Annotated in this window: 13 protein-coding genes and 1 pseudogene; 9 read left to right on the forward strand and 5 right to left on the reverse strand. The window is 43.6% G+C overall.

The window, feature by feature from the left end; translation table 11 throughout:
* The first annotated feature begins 12 nt into the window (after positions 1-12).
* Genes ACYQ0C_RS12660 through ACYQ0C_RS12670 form a run of 3 tightly spaced genes read left to right on the forward strand, consistent with a single transcriptional unit; the run spans position 13 to position 5802 of the window.
* Positions 13-1944: a RagB/SusD family nutrient uptake outer membrane protein gene (locus ACYQ0C_RS12660; protein ID WP_016276238.1), complete on the forward strand. Its 1932-nt coding sequence runs from the start codon at positions 13-15 to the stop codon at positions 1942-1944.
* Between the two features lie 41 nt (positions 1945-1985).
* The gene (locus tag ACYQ0C_RS12665; protein WP_016276237.1) at positions 1986-2882 is read left to right on the forward strand and encodes a DUF4959 domain-containing protein; all 897 of its coding nucleotides are present in this window, start codon (positions 1986-1988) and stop codon (positions 2880-2882) included.
* A 7-nt stretch (positions 2883-2889) separates the two neighbouring features.
* Positions 2890-5802 (forward strand): M60 family metallopeptidase, encoded by a 2913-nt coding sequence (locus ACYQ0C_RS12670; protein ID WP_016276236.1) that lies wholly within the window; start codon positions 2890-2892, stop codon positions 5800-5802.
* 92 nt (positions 5803-5894) lie between these two features.
* Here the strand turns inward: ACYQ0C_RS12670 and ACYQ0C_RS12675 are convergent, their stop codons facing one another.
* A complete protein-coding gene (locus tag ACYQ0C_RS12675) occupies positions 5895-8093 on the reverse strand; it encodes a DUF5686 family protein (RefSeq protein WP_016276235.1) in 2199 nt (732 codons plus the stop codon).
* A 175-nt stretch (positions 8094-8268) separates the two neighbouring features.
* Between ACYQ0C_RS12675 and ACYQ0C_RS12680 the strand changes: the two genes are divergently transcribed.
* The 4 genes and pseudogenes from ACYQ0C_RS12680 to ACYQ0C_RS12695 all read left to right on the forward strand — a co-directional run.
* On the forward strand, positions 8269-10458 hold the full coding sequence (locus ACYQ0C_RS12680) for a glutamine synthetase III family protein (protein WP_016276234.1): 2190 nt from the start codon (positions 8269-8271) through the stop codon (positions 10456-10458).
* Positions 10459-10619: 161 nt separating this feature from the next.
* Positions 10620-11321: a Crp/Fnr family transcriptional regulator gene (locus ACYQ0C_RS12685; RefSeq protein ID WP_005839272.1), complete on the forward strand. Its 702-nt coding sequence runs from the start codon at positions 10620-10622 to the stop codon at positions 11319-11321.
* A 128-nt stretch (positions 11322-11449) separates the two neighbouring features.
* Positions 11450-11602 carry a hypothetical protein gene (locus ACYQ0C_RS12690; RefSeq protein WP_016276232.1) on the forward strand — a complete coding sequence of 51 codons (153 nt, stop codon included), beginning with the start codon at positions 11450-11452 and terminating at the stop codon, positions 11600-11602.
* A gap of 26 nt (positions 11603-11628) precedes the next feature.
* Positions 11629-11721, forward strand: a pseudogene (locus ACYQ0C_RS12695) (ferritin-like domain-containing protein); the annotation flags it as partial.
* A gap of 203 nt (positions 11722-11924) precedes the next feature.
* Here the strand turns inward: ACYQ0C_RS12695 and kdsA are convergent.
* From kdsA to gap, 4 genes are all read right to left on the reverse strand, one after another.
* Positions 11925-12722, reverse strand: coding sequence for a 3-deoxy-8-phosphooctulonate synthase (kdsA, locus tag ACYQ0C_RS12700; RefSeq protein ID WP_032941741.1), 798 nt, complete (start codon positions 12720-12722; stop codon positions 11925-11927).
* Positions 12723-12791: 69 nt separating this feature from the next.
* Complete coding sequence (locus ACYQ0C_RS12705) at positions 12792-13721, reverse strand: diacylglycerol/lipid kinase family protein (RefSeq protein ID WP_016276230.1); 930 nt, start codon at positions 13719-13721, stop codon at positions 12792-12794.
* 5 nt (positions 13722-13726) lie between these two features.
* Positions 13727-14650: a tRNA (adenosine(37)-N6)-dimethylallyltransferase MiaA gene (gene miaA / locus ACYQ0C_RS12710; RefSeq protein ID WP_016276229.1), complete on the reverse strand. Its 924-nt coding sequence runs from the start codon at positions 14648-14650 to the stop codon at positions 13727-13729.
* Between the two features lie 120 nt (positions 14651-14770).
* Positions 14771-15781 (reverse strand): type I glyceraldehyde-3-phosphate dehydrogenase, encoded by a 1011-nt coding sequence (gene gap / locus ACYQ0C_RS12715; protein WP_016276228.1) that lies wholly within the window; start codon positions 15779-15781, stop codon positions 14771-14773.
* Positions 15782-15932: 151 nt separating this feature from the next.
* Between gap and mscL the strand changes: the two genes are divergently transcribed.
* A complete protein-coding gene (mscL, locus tag ACYQ0C_RS12720; RefSeq protein ID WP_016276227.1) occupies positions 15933-16373 on the forward strand; it encodes a large-conductance mechanosensitive channel protein MscL in 441 nt (146 codons plus the stop codon).
* Positions 16374-16608: 235 nt separating this feature from the next.
* Complete coding sequence (gene guaA, locus ACYQ0C_RS12725) at positions 16609-18162, forward strand: glutamine-hydrolyzing GMP synthase (RefSeq protein ID WP_016276226.1); 1554 nt, start codon at positions 16609-16611, stop codon at positions 18160-18162.
* Positions 18163-18194: the final 32 nt, after the last annotated feature.

An 18194-nucleotide genomic window follows, 5' to 3' on the forward strand; every position in this document is an offset into this window, starting at 1 on the left:
CACCTTAAAGCCATGAAAAAAAATACACTATATTTATTTGTACTACTACTGATTACAGGCTTGAACACCTCCTGTAATTATCTGGATATTGTGCCCGATGAAACAGCTACCGAAAAGGATGCTTTTGCCAATCCCCGCGCTACCTTGCGTTACCTGTATTCATGCTACGGCTATTTGCCTCAATCCAACAAAGTCCAATCATGTATGGATTTCACCGGAGATGAGACCATCAGTCCGTTCGCCGAGAAATATGTAAAATTCGCAGAAGGTTCTTATGACTCCAGCAATACCATCATCAGCTATTGGAATACCCTGTTCCAAGGCATACGTCAATGCTATCTGCTGAAAGCGAACATCGCTTCCGTTCCCGGAATCAACCAAGAGGATATCGACCTCTATACAGCAGAAGCCGATTTTCTCATCGCATACTTTCATTTGTTGCTGGTCAAATGCTACGGTCCCAGCATTCTGGTCAAAGAACTTCCTCCATTGGACACTCCGGCTGCCAATATGCTGAGCCGCCGTCCATACGATGAGTGCATAAACTGGATAGCCGACTTGCTGGACGACGCGGCCTCCAGACTGCCCGCCACGCGCAATAGTTCAGACTACGGACGCGCCACCAGCATCATCGCAAAAAGCCTGAAAGCGCGTATGTTGCTTTATGCCGCATCCCCTCTTTTCAACGGCAATCCCGACTATACAGATTTCAAGAATCCGGATGGCGAACAACTCATGCCCGCCAAGTACTCGGAAGAAAAATACAAACGTGCGGCAGATGCAGCCTGGGATGCTATTCAAGCCGCAGAACAAGCCGGTCACGAACTTTATGAAGCCACGGCAAGCAGTGCTTACCCCGAACCGGCAGATATCACGGAGCGTTCACTTCGCATGACTTTCATCGACAAGGAAAATTTCAAAGAGATTATTTATCCGGAAACCCGTAAAGCCGGTGTCTATAGCATCCAACGCAAATCCATACCCTTCTTTCCCCGTGGTTCATGGAACGGTATTGCCCCCACTATGGTCATGATTGACCGTTTTTACACCTCAAACGGGCTACCTATTGACGAAGATCCTGCTTTCAACCCAGAAAACAAGCTGGACATTGTCACCATTCCGGCAGGTACGACTTATGCCGAACCGGGAAAAAGAACATTGTATATGAACATGAACCGTGAGCCCCGTTTTTACGCATGGATAGCCTTTGAAAACGGCTACTATGAATGCCGTACGAATGATAAAAGATATGCATACCATAAATTATGGAATGCCGAGCGCTCCGACGGCAATAAATGGGTAACCGGATTTCTGGCAACAGAGAACTGCGGTGTAAGAGCCGACGACGGAAAGGTAATCACTTCGGCGCGTAGCCAGAATTATTCCAAAACAGGATATCTGAATAAAAAAGGCGTACACCCCGGAATAGAAGCCAGCGTAAATAGTGTGGAACCAACAATAGAATATCCATGGCCCGTAATACGTCTGGCAGAGCTTTATCTGAACTATGCGGAAGCCTGCGTAGGATACGGAAAAGAAGGATATCCTGAAAAAGGAATGCTTTATCTGGACAAAGTGCGCAAACGTGCCGGAATAAAACCCGTACTGGAGGCTTGGGCGCATGCCAAGCACCCTTTAACCAACTATGAGGGACAATGTGGCCCGGACGGAAGAGTCATGAATATAGTCAGACAAGAACGTATGATTGAACTTTATCAGGAAAATCACAATTTCTGGGATATACGCCGCTGGAAAATGGGAGATACTTATTTCAATGTCAAGGCATGCGGCCTGAATATCCTTGCGAAAAACCTGGAAGACTTCGCTAAAATCGTAGAGATACAAGATAAACGCACATTCGACGCTCCCCGGCAATACTTGATGCCTATCCCGGCAAGTGAAGTAAGCAGGAATCCGAATATGGTTCAAAACCCGGGATACTAACCCGTCACATGAATAATAACCTTAATAAAATGAATGAGATTATGAAAAAGAAACTTACAGCAGTATGCTTGATAGGAGGAGCGGTTATTCTTTGTTCCTGCAACGATGACAAGTCATCCTACCCCATCCCCAGTGATATAGAGAACCTGAAAGCTACTTCCGCCCCGGGACAAATAATCTTGAACTGGACCAACCCCACCGATGAAAATCTATATTATGTACAAGCTGAATATACCATCGAAGCCACTGGAAAGTCTTATAAGAAACAAGTCAGCCAATACACAAACGAGTTGATTATAGACAATCTGCTACAAAAATATGGAGATATAAACATCACCGTACAGCCTTTTAACAAAGGCTATACGGCGGGAGTCATTCACCAGATAACAGCCCGTTCCGAGAAAGCCAATCCGACATTCGGCACTCCCGTAAAGTTGAAGTTGGACGGTAAAAAGATATGGACTAACGCCCCCTTTGCCGCCCACCCGGCAAAGGATGTCGCAGATGGAAGTACCGCAACCTTCTTTCATACACAGTGGCAACAGAAAGTGGAAATGCCGCATTACCTCATTGTCGATTTAGGCGAAGAGGCAAGCGCACTCAAATTCCGCTTTACCAACAGCCCACGTGCGGCAGACAGTTCCTGGAAAACCGTCAATTTATATACAAGTGACAGTTATGACCCTGCCCTATGGTTTGATGGAGTGAAACTCATTCATGGAAACAGTGTGGACATCGCCAAAGGAGGGACACGTAAAGAAACAACATTTACCGATCTTCCTGCAGGAGCCGGTAAAGTGTACAACTCCGATATAATCCCCCTGTCAAAGCCTTCCCGGTTTCTTTGGTTCGAAACAACCGAAACGACCAGCGGTACCGCTTTCTTTACTTTAGCGGAACTGGAAATATATGCATGTTCAATGATTATACCTGAATAATACAGCCATGAAAAGAAATATATACTCCTTACTTATCATTGCATTTCTATCCTACTGGCTTACCGCCTGCTCTGATAAAGACCGTTCGCAAGAAGCCAGTTTGGACATTGACAAAGAATCGGTTGATTTCAGCAGCGACTCCGGCAGCCAGCGGATAACTGTCACAACGAATATCGACAACTGGACAGCCAAAGCAGACAAAAGTTGGTGTCACCCGTCTGCCGAAGGAAAAGCACTGAGAATTGACGTGGATGAAAGCGAAGAGCGATACGTGCGCCAAGCGACTGTTACCCTCACCGCTTCCGGGCAAATAAGGAAGCTTACCGTACGCCAACTGGGGTACGAAGCCTCCATTCTGGTAGACAAATCCGCTTTTAAAATAGGTGTTGCAGGAGGAGAAATCCGTTTTGCAGTAACATCCAATGTCAATGTAGCAATCAGTTTACCCGAATGGATTACCTCTAAAGCCGCCCCACGTTCACCTGCCACAGTCACTACCACATACAGCTACATGGTAGAGGCTACAAAGACAGACAATCAACGGCAAGGATCTATTGAAATAACAGAAATACTAGCCGGTTCTAGTACAAAAGATGGACAATCCGAAGAGGTGACACCTAAAAGTACCTCTATATCCGTTATCCAGAAAGGACTCAATGAGTTCGCCGAAGGAAGCGGAGAAGACGTTAACGGAGACATTAAAATAAAAGTGACAAGTGGAACCGCTTCTTCATTCCAGCCCGGCAGCAATATCGAAAAATCTTTTGACGAAGATTATTCCACACTGTATCACTCTAATTGGAATAATACTGCCAGCAATTATTTCCCCATCACGCTGACCTATAACTTTGGAGCACTAACGGATGTCGATTATCTGGTTTATCATCCGCGCAGCAATGGTAATAACGGCCGGTTCAAGGAAGTGGAAATAGACTATTCAGCAGACGGACTCACATTTACCAAACTTCTTGACAAAGACTTCCAAGGCTCAAACCATGCAAGTAAAGTGACGTTTGACCGGAGTGTTCAAGCCAAATCCTTCCGTTTCATTATAAAAAGCGGTAGCGGAGACCGACAAGGTTTCGCATCGTGCGCCGAAATGGAATTCTTCGCCAAGAATCCGGCTAATTTTGATTATTCAACCTTATTTACCGACGGCAGTTGTAGTGAACTAAAAGCCGGCATAACTGATGATGACATAGCCCGTTGCGAATATCCGTTCTTTAAAAACATCGCTTACTATATGATGAGAGGAAAATATCCCTCCGAATTTCGCATCAATGAATTTAAAGCATACCCTGATCCGGATATTCAGGCTAGCACCCACAAGACTTATCCATACAGTTTACTGGACAATCCAACCGGAATAGCTGTCAAGGCAGGCGAAAACCTGATTGTTCTAGTAGGAGACACACACGGATATGACATCGGACTAAGAATTCAGAATCTGGATGCCCCCAACGAAGATGGTTTTGGTGGAACCGCTTATTTATTGAACCAAGGAATCAACAAACTAACCATCAACGAACAGGGATTGGTCTATGTGACGTACCTCACCAAGACGCTGGACGATCCAAATGCAACTCCCATCAAAATACATTTTGCTTCGGGAACGGTAAACGGGTATTTCGATTTACAGAATCCGGCACACACCGGGCGCTGGACTGAATTGCTGGGCAAGGCAACCAACCGGTATTTTGACGTATTGGGAAAATATACCCATCTCACTTTCGAGACAAACGACTTCAGAACCTACACAGGTTCCGATGGAGAAGAACTGATAAACATTTTCGACCAAATAGATTACAACGAACAAGTGATGCTGGGACTGGAGAAAGAAAACAAAATGTTCAGAAACAGACTATATCTGAATGTGATGTATAAAGCTTATATGTATGCCACTTCCTATCACACAGCTTACAACCGAATTGTCATGAAAGACATTTGTAACCCTGCCAAATTGAAAACAAGCTCCTGCTGGGGACCTGCCCACGAAATGGGACATTGCAACCAAATAAGGCCGGGAGTAATGTGGGCAGGCACCACAGAAGTGACAACAAACATCATGTCCGAATACATACAAACCGTCATTTTCGGACAGCCCTCCAGATTGCAAGTCGAAGACATGGGGATAGTTTACAGAAACAGGTACTCTAAAGCATGGAACGCAATCATTGCGGCCGGAAGCCCACACTCTGATTTCCGGGACATAGAGAATCATGCTGATGACGTATTCTGCAAACTAGTGCCTTTCTGGCAATTGGAACTCTATTTCGGCAAAGCACTAGGCAGAACTCCATTGAAACAAGCAGACAGAGGAGGTTTTTATCCCTCGGTATATGAATATGCCCGTAACAAAAACTACTCCGGAATGAGCAATGGAGATATTCAACTGGACTTTGTATATGCCTGCTCTAAAATATCGGGCATGAATCTGCTTGATTTCTTTAGCAAATGGGGCTTTTTGACTCCTGTCAATAAAGAAGTGGATGACTATGGAATAAAACAAATGACCGTGACACCCTCTATGATAGAAGCCCTTAAACAAAGGGTAAACGCATTGGGACTCCCTACTCCGGATGTAGCATTAGAGTACATTTCGGACAATACAAGCGAATTATATAGAACAAAAGCGGAAATAATCAGAGGAGGGAATGCAACTCATTCTCCCAGGACATTTACCGTAGGTTCGGGTAAGAACACAGTCACTTACCATGGAGAAACCATAACAATACCCGACTGGAAAAACGTAGTGACCTACGAAGTAAAAGACGGCACCGGCAAATTCATTCTGATCAGCAGTGGTGAAAACGCCCCATCACCGACAGATACATTTACCATACCAACAGGCTGGAAAAACGGCTTCAAACTCTATGCGGTTTCAGCAACGGGAAAACGAGTAGAAGTCCCGGTAAATTAATTGTTTTCAGGTTTATTTTTCAATTTGATGAAAGCCTTGTTCTGCATATTCTGCCAGAACAAGGCTTTATTATATCATCGAAGCAAACAACATTACTTATTAAACAACTCGAAAGTGAATTTAAAACCAAAGGTATCAAATTGCCCGTTGATAGTGCTTACAAAAGCCCCCACATCAAATATATGCGTGCCGATGCCATACCCCAACTCGATATACGGATTAAGATGCGGCATAAACAGAATACCACCATACAAGCGCTCCTGCTGGACTAACCCCAGCCAACGGTTTAAGGGTTTCAAGAGAATAAAAGGAGACTCGTAAGTGAAATTCCCCCGCCAGTATTGGCGTGAGGAGTTATACCAACGTCCGTCCAGCAATTGAAAAGTGCCACCAATATCATCATTCCATCCTTCGGGGAGATTACGACGGGCAAAGTTGGCAAAATCCACGAAATACATATCTTCCTGCTTGGTAAACATCCCCCCCCCGATACGATAACCGATACTCCGGATTCCGCTTAGCTTCAAGTTTTGCTGTATATCAAACTCCCAACGTTCATGAGCACCCGTACTCTTGAATACACCTTTAATGCCCCGTTCATAATCCAGCATAAAAGTAGGCATACTAGAGCCTACATTCATCTTCCGGCGACCGTTCATGTAATAATACATGCCAGGAGTCCATTCAATACGGACACGAGGTGCAAAACTATTGTATTCTGATCTGATGCCCCGCAATGCCGCCCAATCCTTATCGGGCAACGGCTTTTCAAGAATGACCTTCGAATTATTTATCAGATACCTCCAATGTACGGACACACCCGCTTTAATAAACAAACCGTTCACTATTTCGATATTATGGAACAGATTGAGATACACATCCTTGAAATAGTCCAACTCCAATTTGTCAAAATTAAAGGTGCTATCAGGCAATTGTTTTAGCTGGTCCAATACGACACTACTATATATGCGGTTACCATTACCCACACTGACCTCGAACCCAGCCTGCTTTTCCGGCCAATATTGCCAATCGGCATCCGCCTTCACATAAAGTTCCTTATGTGTAAAATTATAACCTATCTGCGGAGTGACTCTAAGCACACGTCCATCATGAAAAAGCCGGCTGTATTTAAACTTCTGCTTGTATGAAAAACCTCTGCTGTGACTATAATCCAACAACACCGGATTTATAAGTGGAGAACAACGCACACTTCCCATGCTGGACAGGTTCACACTGTAACTGCTGATAAGCATATCGCCCAGCTCTCCCCAAAACTCCAGACGCTCGTTCTTCTTCTTTTTCGGTATATGCAGAAGCGTATCCCGACGTAAAGCATAACTTCTGTACAAAGAATCCTCCAAAGCGGACAACGGGATGGGCCGCAATTCATTGAACTTTTCCTTGTCCGTTATCAACTGTTCTGAATCGCAAGTCAACTTATAGGACTCCGTAAGGTCATGATGATGTTTCTTTTGAGATCTACGCCGGGCAGCCCCTTCATAAAATTCAATCTCATTGTACTTTAACCAAGCTCCCATATCCATTTCCAGATGGTTGCCCAGAAATTTGAAAACAAGATTCAGATCAAACTGCACCGGCAGAAACTCCACATCACCCTCATCTCCCATCTTGACACGAACCTTAAAACGGATCACATCATAAACGCCTTCAATATAAAGTTCACGAATAGTCCACGTCTGATCACTGACCCACATATATCCACTGACCAACTGCGTACCACGGAATTTGGGAATAATGAGTATTTTATACCGCTGGCAGTCGGGAGGGCCGGTTATAGAATCCAACAAATAATTATAATATTTGCTGGATTTCTTATCCAGTGGAGAAAGAAGTTTATCGGACATCAATGAAGAAGAATAGATATTCATGTTCAAATAATCCATCACATCCGTTATCTGTCCCTTATTACGCGGAAACGTAGTAGATACCGCTTTTATTTTACGGTCGTATATATCCGGAGCCGTATAGTGCAACTCACTAAGAGACTCCATCAGATAATCATTGATGTGCTTTTCAAAACGGAACATGGACGGCACATAGCGGATAAGATGATTGCGCTTGTGTACTTTCACCTTTCCTTTCATATATAAATCGGCCTTATACTCATCAATGATACGGGAATAGAACGGAGAAAACTGAAAGATGCACTGAAGGATGGAGTCGGACACCACCGGCTTGTCGGGCATATCAACCTTTTCCCTCTTAGCCTGAACAGCTAAAGGCAACAAAAGGCAAAGTATAATCAGTCTGACAATCCGTATATAGTGCATCAATGTACTCTCTTTTCAGCGTTTGGAAAGCAAATATAAGCAAAAACCAACAGGCTGATGCATGATAATACTTAATTAACATCCTTAACAGAAATGAAAAATGACTAGCTATATAGCGAATTATTAATCAAAAAGCAGTATTTTTGCAGCCAACAACCAGTAAAAGAAAGACAAGATGTCCAAAATGAGATTTTTTGCTCTACAGGAGTTAGCCAACAGACGCCCCGTTGAAGTTGACTACCCCTCTGAGAAGTTAGCTGATTATTACGGCAACCACGTGTTCGACCGTAAAAAAATGCAGGAATATCTGCCTAGTGAGGCTTATAAAGCAGTAATAAACGCAATCGAAAAGGGTACCCCCATCAATCGTGAAATGGCTGACATGATAGCCAACGGCATGAAGAACTGGGCAAAGACCTTCAACGTTACCCACTACACTCATTGGTTCCAGCCCCTGACCGACGGAACTGCCGAAAAGCACGACGGCTTTATAGAATTCGGTGACGAAGGAAATGTGATAGAACGCTTCTCGGGCAAACTGCTTATTCAACAGGAACCGGATGCTTCCAGTTTTCCCAACGGTGGTATCCGTAACACATTTGAAGCACGAGGCTATACGGCATGGGATGTCTCTTCTCCGGCTTTCATTGTGGACAGCACACTTTGTATTCCTACGATCTTTATCTCGTACACAGGCGAAGCGCTCGACTATAAGACTCCTTTACTAAAGGCATTAGGCGCTGTAGATAAAGCTGCAACGGAGGTTTGCAAAATGTTCGATCCAAACGTAAAACGTGTATTCGCCAATTTGGGCTGGGAACAAGAATACTTTTTGGTAGACACCGCACTGCATAATGCACGTCCGGATCTTTGTCTGACCGGACGCACCTTGATGGGACACTCGTCTGCCAAAGACCAGCAACTGGACGACCACTATTTCGGTTCCATCCCTCCGCGTGTAACCAACTTCATGAAAGAACTGGAACTGGAATGTCATAAACTAGGTATTCCGGTAAAGACACGGCATAACGAGGTAGCTCCCAACCAATTTGAACTAGCTCCCATTTTTGAAGACGTAAATCTGGCCAACGACCACAACCAGCTGGTAATGGACTTGATGAAGCGCATCGCCTCCAAACATAATTTCACCGTACTGCTCCACGAGAAACCATTCAAGGGAGTAAACGGATCGGGCAAACACAACAACTGGTCACTCTGTACTGACACGGGTATCAATTTGTTCTCCCCCGCCAAAACCGCAGAAGGAAATATGCTTTTCCTGACTTTCATAGTCAACGTACTGATGATGGTCTATAAAAACCAGGATTTGCTACGTGCCTCTATTGTCAGTGCCGGAAACAGCCACCGCCTGGGAGCGAATGAAGCGCCTCCCGCTATTCTGTCTATTTTCCTTGGGCGTCACCTTTCCCACATGCTGGACGAAGTCGTGGCACGTCTGAACGACGCCGAGCTGACTCCCGATGAAAAGAAAGCCTTGCAACTGGGCATCGGCCGCATACCTGCCATCCTGCAAGACAATACAGACCGTAACCGCACCTCTCCTTTTGCCTTTACCGGAAACCGTTTTGAATTCCGCGCCGCAGGCTCGTCTGCCAACTGTGCCGCATCCATGATTGTTATCAATGCAGCTATGGCACACCAGTTGAATGAGTTCAAAGCCCAGATAGATGAATTGGTAAACGGAGGCATGGAACAGGAAGAAGCTTTATACAAGGTATTAAAAGAAACCATTATCGCTTCACAAAACATCCGCTTTGAAGGTGACGGCTATTCGGAAGAGTGGAAAGCAGAAGCCGCGCAACGCGGACTGACCAATATTTGCCATGTGCCCGAAGCCATCCTGAAGTTCAACGACGAGCAATCCCGCTCTGTACTGATAGGTGAAAAGGTATTCAATGAAAACGAATTGTTCTGCCGCATAGAAGTGGAACTGGAAAAGTTCACTAAAAAAGTACAGATTGAAAGTCGCGTACTAGGTGACCTCGCCATCAATCATATTGTTCCCACAGCTGTAATTTATCAAAACAGACTGTTAGAAAACCTTCGCGGCCTGAAAGAAATATTTCCCGCCGAAGAATACGAAGCACTGACCGAAGACCGGAAGAATCTGGTGCGCGAGATCCAAAACCGCATACTGGCCATCAAAAAAGCTGTGCACAGCATGACAGAAGCCCGAAAGGTGGCCAACCATTTGGGAAGCCAAGTGGAAAAAGCCTTCAGTTATGAAGAGCAAGTGCGTCCATATCTGGAAGAAATCCGCGACCATATCGACCATTTGGAACTGGAAATAGATGATGAGATTTGGCCATTACCTAAATATCGTGAATTACTGTTCACCAAATAAAATCTCACAAAAAAAAGAAAGGATAGGCCATAAGAACCTATCCTTTTGTTATTTTTTGAAGATAAATTGATAATATATCTTTCTTTTTTCTTCTCATTACTTCTTCCTTTTATTTTTTCTTCTTATATTTGTGCTCTATAACACGGTTTTATAGCACGTTTATGGTTAGAAAAGAATTATCAGAAACTGAGATTGCTGAAAGCATACCAGACTTGTGGCAACCTTTAACGCAGGAACAAAGAGAGTTCTTGGCTCAGAACTTTACAATACAGAAGTATAAAAAGAATGAGACGATATACTGCGAAGGAGAAACTCCGATGCACCTTATGTGTCTTCTTAGTGGAAAAGTCAAAATCTACAAAGAAGGCGTGGGAGGACGTAGCCAGATTATCCGCGTATTAAAGACGAAAGAATATTTTGCATACCGCGCCTTTTTTGCCGAAGGAAACTTCGTAACAGCAGCTTCTGCTTTCGAGCCCTGCACAATCTGCCTTATTCCCATGCCGGCCATTATGAAACTGATAAAAGACAACTCCGAATTAGCGCTGTTCTTTATCCGCCAACTTTCTATAGACTTAGGTATTTCTGACGAGAGAACCGTAAATCTTACTCAAAAACATATTCGCGGGCGATTGGCAGAATCGCTGTTGTTCTTGAAAGATACATACGGAGTAGAAGAAGACGAATCCACACTAAGTATTTACCTTTCACGAGAAGATCTGGCAAATTTATCGAATATGACAACTTCGAACGCAATCCGTACGCTTTCTAATTTCGCCACAGAAAAACTGATCACCATCGATGGTAGGAAAATTAAAATCATTGATGAAGAGAAACTAAAAAAGATCAGTAAGATAGGATAAGATCCAATATCAATCATATACCTCACACACAGGCGTCTGCTTTTCCATAACAGACGCCTTTTTTCCCTACTTATAAAAACCTTTTCCATCACCAGCTGTTATTAAGAGAAAACTAAAACAAAAAAACTATGAGTAAAGGTAAATTATGGGGAATCATCCTCCTTATTCTATTTGTGCTGGGGTTCGGAATCTGGCTTTATACCAGTTCAGATGTAAAAAAAGAGATAAACCAGGAAGGTGTAGAGGTATTAGATGACATGACTATACCCGCAGCAGACTAAATTATAATAAACACTAACTTAAACTTTACATTATGGCTGAAGAAGAGGAGCATGAACAAGATTTGCAAGATTACTTGAATGATATAGCCCGCATGAAGGCTTATATCCTAAAAAAATAATCCACATCTGCCAATGTGCTTTCTTCATCCCCACTGAAGAAAGATAAGGCCGGCTCCTATGACAAGAACCGGCCTTATTTTTACGCTATTCAAGCAAGTTAAGTTACTTGGCAAAGTAACTTAACTTCATGGGCAAAGTAAGTTATGTTAAATGGCAAAGTAAGTTAAGTTACTTGGCCAACGAAGTCCCCAACGAGTTCTACCTATAATGCCTGACGGATTCTCACCAGTTTGGTCAACAATCCATCCAGCAAATCCAGTTTCAACATATTTGCCCCGTCACTCTTAGCTACAGAAGGATCTTCATGGGTTTCCATAAACAAACCGTCCACTCCTACCGCCACCCCGGCCTTGGCTACCGTTTCAATAAGTTGCGGCATACCGCCCGTGACGCCTGTTGTCTGATTAGGCTGTTGCAAAGAATGGGTTACATCCAGAATCACAGGAAAACCAAAAGTCTGCATTTCCGGAATACCCCGATAATCCACAATCAAATCCTGATAGCCGAAAGTAGTGCCACGTTCTGTCAGCATAACCTGCTCATTACCAGCTTCCACCACTTTATCAGCCGCAAAACGCATGGCACCCGGTGACAAGAATTGTCCTTTCTTTATATTGACAATCTTTCCGGTACGGGCCGCCGCTACCAGCAAATCAGTCTGGCGACAGAGGAAAGCAGGAATCTGCAACACATCCACATATTCAGCGGCCATAGCAGCCTCTCCGGCACTATGAATATCGGTTACTACCGGTATATCAAAAGTTTCCCGTACTTTGCGAAGTACTTTCAAAGCTTTTTCATCACCTATTCCCGTAAACGAATCCAGACGGGAACGATTAGCCTTACGATAAGATCCTTTAAACACATAGGGAATACCCAGTTTATCTGTTATTTTCACAACACGGTCCGCTATTCGGAGAGCCATCTCCTCTCCTTCTATCACACAAGGGCCAGCTAGTAAAAAGAAATTATCTTTATTTCTTAAATCTGAAATTGTCATCATCTTTATATTCATTGAGATACTTACTCCGCTTTACATGTTTAAAGTGAGAAATAAGTATTTATATTTTCAATTAGGAATAATCAAAGTTATAGCTTCCGGCTGGATCGTTATTTCCAAAGGGAAATGACGGTCTAAAATACGCCCGTCCAAACTGACCGAAGCATTCTGCGCACGTAGTACTTTTACTTTCCGCGTACGATAAGGTTTCACCATCTTATGATTTAAAATACGTCCCTGCAACAGCATCCACAGCCCCGAGAAAAGTTGCATCAGCTCCGGACGATAAATAACCGACACATCCAGCCAACCATTATAAGGAACTGCACTAGGTGTCAAACCGTACCCACGGGCACTCCCCACACACACTGTCATGATTCGTCCACGAACATGTTCGCCATTGATGCGAAGATGCGTACGGTACAGTTTACGCTCAAACAACAAAAGAAACATAGAAGCGACAAAAGACAACTCACGTATTCCCCAAAAGCGGCGGGTACCATCTGAAATCTGTACAATACGCGCACCTAGACCTATATATATGGCATTCAGGAAATAACGGGAAGTATGTTTCTCGCCATCAAAATAATTACAACACCCCACATCAATCTTCCTCAGACGACGATTGATAATCCAATCCACCGCTGCTTTATAATTATCCTCATCCAATCCCCAATATTTGGCAAAATCATTACCAATGCCATTAGGAATGATTCCGAAAGCGATATTTGTCTTATCCTCCACCATAGAAGTCATAATACCGTTAATAGCATCATTGATCGCTCCGTCTCCACCTACAATCACAATAGTACGATAGCCATTATTAGCCAAGGTACGGGCGAGACGTTCCACCGATCCAAAACCTTCGGACTGTACGTAGTCAAAAACCACCTTGCGGCTTTCCATATAGCTACGTATCTCATTCCAACGCTTCTGAGTCTTACGGCTTCCGGCTTTCGGATTATAAATAATCCCCCATCTGTTTGGTTCTACAGCCATAACATTTAGTTTTTAGTGTGTAACAAATTAATAATTTTTTCCACCTTATCTTCCATAGGCAGGCAGGCATCCAACCAATATATAGTGAATCCTCGCCGTTCCATGCCTCTGAACCATGTCATCTGCCGCTTGGCAAATTGATGGATTGCTATTTCCAATTGATGGAACATTTCATCAAAAGAAAGTTCACCCAAAACATATAAAGTCAAATACTTATATTCCAATCCATAATAAATCAAATCCTCGGAAGGAATGCCACTATCCAGCAAAGCTTTTACTTCGTCCACCATCCCTTCGTCCAAACGCTGTTTCAAACGGCGGGATATTTTCTCACGACGTAATTCACGCTCTATATCTACTCCGACAATCAGACTATTGATTTGCGGAAACTCACGGTATTCCGGTGATTGCTGTTTGTAATATTCTTCTATCTCAATGGCGCGGATAGCCCGTTTTACAGTATCCACATCCGTAGAGTTATGAAGTTTCTTGTAAGTGGACAGCAACCGGGTAAGGTCCTCTAATGATTTACCCGCCAATGAATCCCTGAGTTCCGGATTTTCGGGAACAGGAAGCAGTCTATATCCTTTCAGCACGGATTCAATGTACATACCCGTACCTCCGCATAATATCGGGAGTTTTTCCTTCAATCTCACTTGACTATATGCATTCAGGAAATCACGCTGATATTCGAATACATTATATTTGTATCCCGGCTCTACAATGTCTATCAGATGGTAAGGTATTTGCCGCCCATTCACGGTATAGTCTTCCAAATCTTTTCCCGTGCCCAGATCCATCCGGCGATATATCTGCCGGCTGTCTCCGCTGATTATCTCGGTGTCCAACTGGTAAGCTAAAGCCGCTGCCAAAGGAGTTTTTCCTGAAGCGGTAGGTCCTAATATCGTTATCAAATCATACTTTTCCATCCTAAGTTTTTGTAACAGTCGCACAAAGATAACGAAAATGTGCAACTTACCACGCAAAACTCCATAAAAAAAGCCGTCTGAAGTAATTCAGACGGCTTTCGCTATATGGTTTTTAACTGATTAGCAGTTTACAGAAGCCATGTGAGCGATCAAATCCAATACTTTGTTAGAGTAACCGATTTCGTTGTCATACCAAGAAACCACTTTAACGAAAGTATCAGTCAAAGCGATACCAGCTTTAGCATCGAAGATAGAAGTACGAGTGTCACCCAAGAAGTCAGAAGAAACAACTGCATCTTCAGTGTAACCCAATACGCCTGCCAATTCACCTTCAGAAGCTTCTTTCATAGCTGCACAGATTTCAGCGTATGTAGCCGGTTTAGCCAAGTTAACTGTCAAGTCAACTACAGAAACGTCCAAAGTCGGAACACGCATTGACATACCAGTCAATTTACCGTTCAGTTCAGGAATAACTTTACCTACAGCTTTAGCAGCACCAGTAGATGAAGGGATAATGTTACCAGAAGCAGCACGACCACCTCTCCAGTCTTTCATAGAAGGACCGTCAACTGTTTTCTGAGTAGCAGTTGTAGAGTGAACTGTAGTCATCAAACCGTCAGTGATACCCCATTTGTCATTCAATACCTTAGCAATAGGAGCCAAGCAGTTAGTAGTACAAGAAGCGTTAGAAACAAACTGAGTACCTTTAACATAAGTTTTTTCGTTTACACCGCAAACGAACATCGGAGTATCATCTTTAGAAGGAGCTGACATAACTACATATTTAGCACCAGCTTCGATATGAGCCTGAGCTTTTTCTTTAGTCAAGAACAAACCAGTAGATTCAACTACGTATTCAGCACCAATTGCATCCCACTTCAAGTCGGCCGGATTTCTTTCAGCTGTTACGCGGATTGCATTACCGTTCACAATCAATTTGCTATTTTCTACGTCAGCTTCGATAGTACCTTCGAATTGTCCGTGCATAGTGTCATACTTCAACATATATGCTAAGTAATCAACCGGGCAAAGGTCATTGATACCTACGATCTGAATATCGTTTCTTTTCTGAGCTGCACGGAATACAAAACGGCCGATACGACCAAATCCGTTAATACCTACTTTAATCATTTTGTTTAAATTTTAAAGGTTTTATAATATAGCTTTTAAACACTCTACACTGGAATGTTGTTAAACATTTAGTATTTATTTCCTAAACGCGGTGCAAAAATAAGAATTTGTTTTTATATTCGCACATAAATTCATATTAAAATAAAAAAAAATGGGAAAAAGTAGCTTCTTGCAAGATTTTAAGGCGTTCGCAATGCGCGGAAACGTCATTGACATGGCAGTCGGTGTCATCATCGGTGGAGCCTTTGGTAAAATAGTATCTTCCATTGTAGCCGATGTTATTATGCCTCCCATCGGATTACTGGTAGGTGGAGTGAACTTTACAGATTTGAAACTACAGCTGAAGCCGGCTGAAGTGGTGGACGGAGTTGAAAAAGCTGCCGTGACATTGAATTACGGCAACTTCCTACAAGCCACCTTCGACTTTATCATCATTGCTTTTTCTATATTTTTATTTATAAGATTACTTGCCAAACTGAACCGCAAGAAAGAAGAAGCACCTGCCCCCGCCGCTCCACCCGCCCCCAGCAAGGAAGAGGTGTTACTTACAGAAATCCGTGATTTGCTGAAAGAACAGAACGACAAAAAATAAGATCTTATCCAAATAAAAACGGGCTGTCCTTCAAACGCTTGCCGGACAGCCCGTGACTTACATAACCAGCCGGCATTTTCCAAACAGACCCATCTTTTTTTGCCTATTCCCCTACAAGAAAGCAGGAAGAACTAAGTTTTTTCAATTCAATTATAAAAAGCCGTAACAGCATGACGGATTTTTATTTTTTCTGAGTATCTTTGCGGCACGAAATCATTTACATATCTTATAATATATGCAAGAAAAGATCATTATTCTCGACTTCGGTTCACAAACCACACAGCTCATAGCGCGTCGCGTTCGCGAACTGAATACTTATTGCGAGATTGTGCCCTACAACAAATTTCCACACAATGATCCGTCCGTTATCGGCGTTATTCTTTCGGGAAGCCCTTTCTCTGTTTATGATGAAAGCGCCTTTAAAGTCGATTTGAGTGACATTCGCGGAAAATATCCTATTTTGGGCATCTGCTACGGCGCACAGTTCATGTCCTATACCAACGGTGGAAAAGTGGAACCGGCCGGTACACGTGAATACGGACGTGCGCATCTTTCCACTTTCGACCAAGAAAACCCACTATTGAAGAATGTCCGTGAACACTCACAAGTATGGATGAGCCACGGAGATACCATCACCGCCATTCCCGAAAATTTCAAAATTATCGCTTCGACAGATAAAGTAGCCATCGCTGCCTATCAGATAAAGGAAGAGAAAGTATGGGGAGTACAATTCCATCCGGAAGTGTTCCACAGTGAAGATGGAACCCAGCTTCTGAAAAACTTTGTAGTCGATATTTGCGGAGGGAAACAGGACTGGAGCGCTGCATCCTTCATTGAAACGACTGTAGCCGAACTGAAAGCACAACTGGGAAATGACAAAGTAGTATTGGGACTAAGCGGCGGAGTAGACTCATCTGTAGCAGCCGTATTGCTGAATAAGGCGATAGGCAAGAACCTTACCTGTATTTTTGTAGATCACGGCATGCTGCGTAAGAATGAATTTAAAAACGTACTTCATGATTATGAATGTCTCGGGCTGAATGTAATCGGAGTGGATGCCAGCCAAAAATTCTTCAGCGAGCTGGCTGGTGTGGAAGAACCTGAAAAGAAGCGTAAGATTATCGGCAAAGGCTTTATCGACGTATTCGATGAGGAAGCCCATAAGATTAAAGATGTGAAATGGCTGGCACAAGGCACCATTTATCCGGACTGTATCGAGTCATTGAGCATCACCGGCACTGTAATCAAAAGCCATCACAATGTGGGTGGATTGCCTGAGAAGATGAATCTGAAACTATGTGAACCGCTGCGCCTGTTATTCAAGGATGAAGTACGGCACGTAGGTCGTGAACTGGGTATGCCGGAACATCTGATTACACGCCATCCATTCCCCGGACCGGGACTCGCCGTACGTATTCTGGGCGATATCACCCCCGAGAAAGTCCGCATCCTGCAAGATGCCGATGATATCTATATCCAAGGATTGAGAGACTGGAAAGTGAAAGATGCGGACGGAAACGAGACCTCCCTTTATCATCAGGTATGGCAGGCAGGCGTAATCCTGCTACCGGTACAGAGTGTGGGAGTAATGGGTGATGAACGTACATACGAACGCGCCGTTGCCCTGCGTGCCGTAACCAGCACGGATGCCATGACTGCCGACTGGGCTCATCTTCCCTACGAATTCATGGCCAAGGTTTCAAACGACATCATTAATAAGGTGAAAGGTGTGAACCGCGTATGCTATGACATCTCGTCCAAACCGCCTGCCACTATTGAATGGGAATAAGAATAGATAACCAACTAATAACTTAAAACAAC

This window comes from Phocaeicola sartorii JCM 17136 = DSM 21941 (genome assembly GCF_054653615.1).

Excerpts from the sequence above, each read along its gene's own strand:
- ACYQ0C_RS12660 (WP_016276238.1), top strand. The coding sequence starts at position 13 with ATGAAAAAAAATACACTATATTTATTTGTACTACTACTGATTACAGGC.
- ACYQ0C_RS12665 (WP_016276237.1), top strand. The coding sequence starts at position 1,986 with ATGAAAAAGAAACTTACAGCAGTATGCTTGATAGGAGGAGCGGTTATT.
- ACYQ0C_RS12670 (WP_016276236.1), top strand. The coding sequence starts at position 2,890 with ATGAAAAGAAATATATACTCCTTACTTATCATTGCATTTCTATCCTAC.
- ACYQ0C_RS12675 (WP_016276235.1), bottom strand. The coding sequence starts at position 8,093 with ATGCACTATATACGGATTGTCAGACTGATTATACTTTGCCTTTTGTTG.
- ACYQ0C_RS12680 (WP_016276234.1), top strand. The coding sequence starts at position 8,269 with ATGTCCAAAATGAGATTTTTTGCTCTACAGGAGTTAGCCAACAGACGC.
- ACYQ0C_RS12685 (WP_005839272.1), top strand. The coding sequence starts at position 10,620 with ATGGTTAGAAAAGAATTATCAGAAACTGAGATTGCTGAAAGCATACCA.
- ACYQ0C_RS12690 (WP_016276232.1), top strand. The coding sequence starts at position 11,450 with ATGAGTAAAGGTAAATTATGGGGAATCATCCTCCTTATTCTATTTGTG.
- kdsA (WP_032941741.1), bottom strand. The coding sequence starts at position 12,722 with ATGACAATTTCAGATTTAAGAAATAAAGATAATTTCTTTTTACTAGCT.
- ACYQ0C_RS12705 (WP_016276230.1), bottom strand. The coding sequence starts at position 13,721 with ATGGCTGTAGAACCAAACAGATGGGGGATTATTTATAATCCGAAAGCC.
- miaA (WP_016276229.1), bottom strand. The coding sequence starts at position 14,650 with ATGGAAAAGTATGATTTGATAACGATATTAGGACCTACCGCTTCAGGA.
- gap (WP_016276228.1), bottom strand. The coding sequence starts at position 15,781 with ATGATTAAAGTAGGTATTAACGGATTTGGTCGTATCGGCCGTTTTGTA.
- mscL (WP_016276227.1), top strand. The coding sequence starts at position 15,933 with ATGGGAAAAAGTAGCTTCTTGCAAGATTTTAAGGCGTTCGCAATGCGC.
- guaA (WP_016276226.1), top strand. The coding sequence starts at position 16,609 with ATGCAAGAAAAGATCATTATTCTCGACTTCGGTTCACAAACCACACAG.